Source organism: Mesorhizobium robiniae (assembly GCF_040545535.1).
GTDB lineage: Bacteria > Pseudomonadota > Alphaproteobacteria > Rhizobiales > Rhizobiaceae > Mesorhizobium > Mesorhizobium robiniae.
On sequence record NZ_JBEPMC010000028.1, the window covers coordinates 1 to 6,925 of the forward strand.

The following is a 6,925-nucleotide window of genomic DNA, read 5'->3' on the forward strand; positions in this document are numbered from 1 at the left end:
CAAACCGCTGTCCACACAGCGCATGTCCACGGTCAACTACCGTGACATGAGACACCAACCGATCAACAACAGGGGTATCCTGCGTTGCTTGGGTCTCGCAGATATGTCCCCCAGTCCTGCACGACCCGATTGGAGGTGACGATGACGCTGCGGCGCAGTTTGTAGCGCTGATGGATCAGGGTCTGCAGCCATGCGCCGGCGTCGTCGGGGATGGCGCGTGCGAGGAACAGATCGTCGAGCACGAGGAGATCGCAGTCGATGATTGTTCGCATCCGGGCCTCGCGTTGCGCGGGGGCGTTCAGAGCGTGGCGGTGGAAGAAGTCATCGGTCTCGAGATACTGGACCTTGTGGCTGTGCAGGATCGCCTGATAGGCAATCGCCTTGGCGATGTGGGATTTCCCGGTGCCCGGTTTGCCGACCAGCATCGCGTTCTCGCCGGCGGCAATGAACGCCAGGGTGTGGAGCTGGAAGCAAGTTTGGCGCGGCAATTTGGGATTGAAGGACCAGTCGAATTCGGCGAGCGTCAGTTTTTCATCGAGCCCGGATTGCTGATATCGCCGCTCGATAAGGCGGGATTGGCGACGATCCAGTTCGTCCTGCAGGATCAGGGAGAAGGTCTCGAGGAAGGGTTGGTTTGCGCCCTGCGCCTGCAGCACGCGCGTCTGCAGCGTGTCGCGGACGCCCGACAGGCGCAGCTGTCGCAGGCAGCGTTCAATTTCGGGTATGGTCATCATGGGGTTGGGTCTCCAGTTTGAGGTGAGAAGGGGTAGCGGGAGCGCTCGTGGCGGCGAAGCTGGTCGGGGTTGCGCAGGCGCCACGAGCGCGGGGTGGAGAGACGCGGTCGTCGTCAGCCCCGGTCTGCCGGCCATTGTTGCCGGCATCGTGTCGCACAGCACGGCTGAAGAGGTCGCCATATTCGGCGGGGGCGCGGATCAGTGGATGATCCTGGGTGAGCTGCGATACCGGCTGTGGGGCTTCTTCAACCTGTTGCAGCGCCTGCTCAAACAGCTGCTCGACAGTCGCGCGTACGTGCTTGTAACGGTAGATGCGGTTGCTGATGGCATGAGCACAGGCCTGCTCGACCAGCCGTGTCGGATACTTCCGGCTCAGCCCGACAATGCCCCACATCGCGCGCTGTCCGGGGCGTCCCTCGGCATCGAACATGTGTTGACACAGGGCCTTGGTTTGTGGGCCGATGCGACCGGCGTTCGCCAGCAGCACGGCGGTTTGCCGCGACGGATTGAACGGCCGTTCGTTGGTCGGCAGGACGACAGAACCGGGGTGCGTCATCCGGGGATGAATCCGCAGCAACGCATGGGTGTGGCGATCACGGATCTCGATCGTGGAAGTGTAGATGCGCACGACGACCTGACTGCCGATGGCCGCGGGCCGCGCGGCGTAATAGCTGCTGTCGACGCGGACGGTGGTGTCGTCGCAGACGGTCCGAACGACTTCCGTGAAGATGCGGAAGGGTGCGACGGGCAGCGGCCGCAGGTGTGGTTTCTCTTCCTGGAACATGGCCTCGACCTGACGGCGAGTGCTGCCGTGGATCCGCTTGGAAGCCCAGTTCTCCTCCCAGTGCCTCAAGAACTCGTTCTGGGCTTCCAGCGTCTCGAAACGCCGTCCGGCCAGCGCGGTCCCCTGGGTATGTTGAATCGCATTCTCGACGCTGCCCTTCCGATTGGGGTCCGCCACGCGGGCCGGATCGGCGACGACGCCGTAATGAGCCAGCATCGCACTGTAGATCGGATTGAGCTCGGGCTCGTACAGATCGGGCTTGAGGACGCCTTCCTTCAGGTTGTCGAGCACCACATAGCTGGCCACCCCGCCAAAATAGCGAAACGCCTCTTCGTGAAGCTGAGCCCAGACTTGCTGGCTGGATTGCCAGACCACCCGCCGGAAGCTGCGCCGCGAATAGCGCAGCGTCATCACGAACAGGCGGGGACGACGGTACCGGCCGCTCTTGGGATCGATCGTCAGCGCGCCCTCGCCATAGTCGACCTGAGCCTCCTCGCCGGGGAGGAACTCAAGACGATCAAACTGCTTGGGATCGCTTTGTCGCAACGTGCGCACAAACCGCTTGACGCTTTGGTAGCTGGACGGAAAGCCAAACTGATCGACCAAGTCCTGGTAAATCGCCTGCGCATTTCGCTTCAGGCGGACCTGTTCTTCGATCCATGCCCGATGCGGTTCGCAGGCTGAGCGGGCCAGGTGCTGGTGACCGTCGCTCCCGACACCCCAAAAGCCGGTGGTCGGGGTGGAGGAATTTGGTCCTCCGCGCTTGCCGAGCCGGTGGTCACTTCCCCGGGGGATTTTGCCTCCCCACCAGCCCGCTGCGCTCGGTAACGCCGAATCGTCTTGCGATCGACACCCGTCAGCCTTTGGATCTCGCGCTGGCTGGTGTTGCGATCAAGTAATGTTAGTACGGTGCTTTGCAGATGTGCCTTCAAGACGTTCAACTCCCGGTCCCCTCGCTGTATGAAAGGGGATGAAAATAAACGTCCTGTCTTACCGGCTACCGCTGTTCAGTAGCGCTGCCGGTGACCATCAGGTGGGGGAGTTTCAAGTGACCACACCCGGGGGATTTTGACCGACCCACGGGGCACCCCGTCGAGCCGGTGTTGTTCTTGTCCAGCACATTGCGAAGCTGCGTCCCGTCCCAGGCCTAAATTTAGGGCGCCGGTGACGTTCCAGCCGCGGATGAAGCCGTGCCGGCGATCGATCGAGGCATGGTTCTTGTAGCCGAAGGCGGGAACGGCGATATCGCGCTGCTTCGTCTTTCCCTCTCATCGGCCTTGGCCTTCGACAGCGTGCGTCCGGTCCTTCTGGCGCAGCTTGGCTGGCTGCTGCGCGGCAATCAACGTGAGAGCGCGCATTGCATCGCCTGAACTGCTCCCGGATGTTGGGCCGTTGCCTCATCTGATTTGCTCCCCGCAGTTTTGGGGCGGGAGCAAATCAGATGAGGCGGATAAGCATGGCGACGCGGGATGAACTGGTGAAGGTGGTAGCGAAGCGCTACGCCCGAGGCGATCGGGCAGAGAAGTCGCGCATTCTCGATGAATTCGCGGCGGTAAGCGGCTTTCATCGCAAGCATGCCATGCGGCTGCTGCGGAATGGACCACCGGCGCAGCGTTCGGGCCCGCGACCGGAGCGCCGGGTTTATGACGACGCGGTGCGCGAAGCGCTGATCGTGCTCTGGGAAGCTTCGGACCGCATCTGCGGCAAGCGTCTGAAGATGCTGATTCCGATTTTGGTGGAGGCGATGGAGCGTCACGGGCATCTGCATCTAACCGCCGAGATCCGCACACGGTTATTGGCGATGAGCGCGGCGACGATCGACCGCGCCCTTCGCGAGGTTCGAGACATCGCTGGTGGGCCGAGACGCCGTCGCAGTACAGCGTCCACCGCGCTGCGGCGCAGCATTCCGATCCGAACCTTCTCCGATTGGCAGGATCCTCCGCCTGGATTCGTCGAGGCCGACCTGGTGGCGCACAGCGGACCGACGACGCGGGGAAGCTTCATACAGACGCTTTGTCTTACCGACGTCGCGAGCGGATGGACGGAATGCGCGCCCTTGCTGGTGCGTGAACAGAAGCTGTTGAGCGAGGTGCTGACGGTATTACGGCGGCTCCTGCCATTTCAGCTTCTCGGATTCGACACGGACAATGACAGCGTGTTCCTGAACGAGACGATACGCGACTACTGTCTGGATGCCGGCATCGAGTTCACCCGCTGCCGTCCTTACCGCAAAAATGACCAGGCCTTCGTCGAACAGAAGAACGGCGCCGTGGTACGACGCATTGTCGGGTATCGCCGGCTGGAGGGGCTCGAAGCCGCTGCTGCCCTTGCACAGCTCTATTCGACGGTTCGGCTGTTCGTGAACTTCTTCCAACCCTCCTTCAAGCTGGCCGGAAAGGAACGGGACGGCGCCCGCGTGCGCAAGCGCTATCACCCTGCGGCAACACCTTGCCAGCGACTGCTGGCAGATCCACGCACGCCTGAACCGGTTCGTGCCAAGCTTGCGCAAACACAGTCGAGGCTGGACCCGGTAAAGCTGCTGCAGGAGATGCGATCGGCGCAGCAGCGCCTGGTCAACATTGCCGATGAACCCTGCACGCCGGCGCTGGTGAGCGATCCGGCGCTGGACCAATTCCTGTCGGGTCTGCGAACGGCTTGGAAGGAGGGGGAAGTCCGCCCAACTGCACGAGCCAAGCCGAGGCAAAAGCGAGGGCGTCGCCGACCGGATCCGCTCGTAAAGGTCACAGGCCAGTTGCGGGCGTGGTTCGACGAAGAGCCTTGGCGGACGAGCCGCGAATTACTGGTGCGTCTGCAGGCGGAGCAGCCGGGACAATATCCTGATCCGCTTCTGCGCACGCTGCAGCGGCGCTTGAAGATCTGGCGGAAGGAAAAGGCACACGCGATGGTGTTCGGCCCAATGCACGTGGAGTCGGCAATCGAGCTAATCGCGCATTGATCGAATCCCAGCCCAGGGGAACATTGTGGTGAGGCAACGGAAAGATCGTTCGGGAGCATTCCAGGGTGAGGCAATACGGCTTCTCTCCCAGATTGCCGCGCTATAGCTGGCTTCTTCTGTCACTCGTCCGGCACCTTTCCTGCCTTGATGTCGGCCTTTTCAGCATCGGAATTGCGTTGCTTCGGCGCCGCCACGATCGTGGCATCCACGATCTGCCCACCCATCGCCAGATAACCGGCCTTGGTGAGGTGCTTGTCAAACGGGCGAACAGGTTCTTCACAGCCCGGCCTGCGTGAGGTGCTCCGTACGCATCCGACGAAGGCCGCATGATTGGCACGCGCGCGCGTGCACGGCGGGCTCTATGATGCCGTTGCGTGAAGGTCAGGCGGCCTGCTGATCGGCGGGCTTGGCTGCTTCACGCAGGCGCTTCCAATGCCAGGGCAGTAATTCGTGCAGACGCGAGGCGGAAAGATCGGCAATGTGGGCCAGGACATCGGCGAGCCAGGCTTTCGGGTCGACGTCGTTGAGGCGTGCCGTGGTGATGAGGGTAAGCATGACCGCGGCGCGGTCTGCGCCGCGCTGGGAACCGGCGAAGGTCCAATTGCGCCTTCCAAGAGCAATGCCACGCAGCGCTCTTTCGGCCGCGTTGTTGCTGAGGCAGATCCTGCCGTCGTCGATGAAGCGGGCGAAGTCGGCCCAGCGCCTGAGCATGTAATTGATCGGCTTCAGGACCTCGGAAGAGCGCGAGAGGGTATCGCGCTCGCGGAGCAACCAGGCGTGCATGTCGTCGAGAAGTGGTTTGCTCTGTTCTTGGCGCACGGCATACCGCTCGTCAGCGCTGCGGCCGTTGATGGCGCGCTCGATCTCGAACAGCGCGTCGAGGCGTCTGACCGCCTCCAGCGCGATCGGGGAGATCGGTTTGCCCTTCTTGCCATCCCGGGCCTTTTTCGCGATGTCGGCCAATTCGAAGAATCCGCGTCGCGCATGGGCGTAGCAAAATGCCGGCGTGATCGGCTGCTGCTTCCGCTGCGGGTCGAACAGCGGCTCAAAGCCACTGTAACAGTCGCACTGAAGGATGCCGCTGAATCCGGCCAGATGTTTCTGAGGATGCTCCCCGCGCCTGTCGCTCGAGGCGTAGTAGATCGCCGCCGGCGGCGCAGGCCCGGCGAAGGGACGGTCGTCGCGCGTATAGGTCCAGATGCGTCCAGTCGCGCACTTACCCTTCGCCAGGATGCGGATGGTGGTGTCGTCGCCATGAAGGCGCTCGGCCGCGAGCACATGGCGCTCGATCAGTTGGAAGAGCGGCATGACGGCGAAGGTTCCGTGGCCGACCTGATCGGCCAGCGTCGACAGCGGCAGGTCGATGCCCTCGGCCTTGAAGCGCGCGCTCTGGCGGTTGAGTGGGGCATGCATGCCGAACTTGTCGAACAGGATTGTCGCCAGCAGTTGGGGACCGATGAAGCCGCGCGGCGTGGCGTGGAACGGCGCCGGCGGCTGGGTGATCTTCTCGCAATCGCGGCAAGTGAACTTTTCGCGCACCGTCGCGATCAGCTTGAACCGGCGCGGGATCTCTTCCAGCGTCTCGGTCACGTCCTCACCCAGTTTCGACAGCCGCAATCCGCCGCAGCAGGCGCAGGCAGTTGGAGGGTCGATGACGACGCGCTCGTGTTCGATGTCATCCGGCCATGGCTTGCGCACCGGCCGCTTGCGCGTAAACGGTCGGACCTTCTGCGTCTTCGCCGCCGCGGCCTGCGCGGCAAGCTCGTCCTCGGTCGCGGCGGTCACGAGGTCTTCGAGTTCCAATTCCAACTGCTCGATCAGCCGCGCCGTGCGCTCGGAGCGCTGGCCGTACAGTTCGCGTTTCAGCTTCTCGATGCGCAGCTCGAGATACGCAATCCGGGCCTCGGTGTCGGACAGCATGGCCTGCGCGTTGGCGGCTTCAGCCTGCCAGTTGGCAGCATCCGCGACCGCCATATCCCGTTCCGCCTGCAACGCCTCACGTTCAGCCAGCAGCGCCATGTAGGCGCTGGCAAGATCCGAGGGGAGCTCAACCGGCTTCGAAGTCATGCGCCGATTGAATCAAATTCCGTTGTATTTTCAATAAAAAAATGCTATCCAACCCGAGTTGCACGCCACGTTGCGCCAGTCTATGCCAGACAATAGATAACTCAGCTGCGCAGGAGATACTGTCACAACTCCACCCTCAACTGTCGGCCAGATGAATCGGCCGCGCTCGAGTCTTTTTGTGAACAGGCATGCTCCTTGGCCATCATGCCAAATGACCTTCAACAAATTTCCGCGTTTCCCCCTGAAGCAAAACAGGTTGCCCCCAAGGGGATTATGTTTGAGGACCTCCAGCGCCTGCAGAACCAGGACCTTGAACATCATCACCGCTTCAAAGGGCGGCCGGCCGCCTTTGGCGCCATCGGAGCGCTTCAGCGCCTTGGCCAG

The 6,925-nt window shown here is 62.5% G+C and carries 4 protein-coding genes and 3 pseudogenes; 2 read left to right on the plus strand and 5 right to left on the minus strand.

Annotated features, from left to right (window positions below):
- Together ABID19_RS34065 and istA are read right to left on the minus strand one after the other, a co-directional pair.
- Nucleotides 1-734 (minus strand): annotated as a pseudogene (locus ABID19_RS34065) (ATP-binding protein); the annotation flags it as partial.
- A pseudogene (gene istA / locus ABID19_RS34070) lies at nucleotides 712-2,459 on the minus strand (IS21 family transposase). The pseudogenes istA and ABID19_RS34065, both read right to left, overlap by 23 nt.
- A gap of 249 nt (nucleotides 2,460-2,708) precedes the next feature.
- On the opposite strand from istA, the gene ABID19_RS34080 reads away from it, so the two are divergent.
- On the plus strand, nucleotides 2,709-2,888 hold the full coding sequence (locus ABID19_RS34080) for a hypothetical protein (protein ID WP_354494838.1): 180 nt from the start codon (nucleotides 2,709-2,711) through the stop codon (nucleotides 2,886-2,888).
- 71 nt (nucleotides 2,889-2,959) lie between these two features.
- Nucleotides 2,960-4,474, plus strand: coding sequence for an integrase catalytic domain-containing protein (locus ABID19_RS34085; protein WP_354494840.1), 1,515 nt, complete (start codon nucleotides 2,960-2,962; stop codon nucleotides 4,472-4,474).
- A 122-nt stretch (nucleotides 4,475-4,596) separates the two neighbouring features.
- Here ABID19_RS34085 and ABID19_RS34090 read toward each other — a convergent pair.
- From ABID19_RS34090 to tnpB, 3 genes and pseudogenes are all read right to left on the minus strand, one after another.
- Nucleotides 4,597-4,734 (minus strand): annotated as a pseudogene (locus ABID19_RS34090) (IS5/IS1182 family transposase); the annotation flags it as partial.
- Between the two features lie 121 nt (nucleotides 4,735-4,855).
- Nucleotides 4,856-6,541, minus strand: coding sequence for an IS66 family transposase (tnpC, locus tag ABID19_RS34095; RefSeq protein WP_263807286.1), 1,686 nt, complete (start codon nucleotides 6,539-6,541; stop codon nucleotides 4,856-4,858).
- A gap of 30 nt (nucleotides 6,542-6,571) precedes the next feature.
- A partial coding sequence (tnpB, locus tag ABID19_RS34100; protein ID WP_354494842.1) for an IS66 family insertion sequence element accessory protein TnpB occupies nucleotides 6,572-6,925 on the minus strand: 354 nt, incomplete at its 5' end.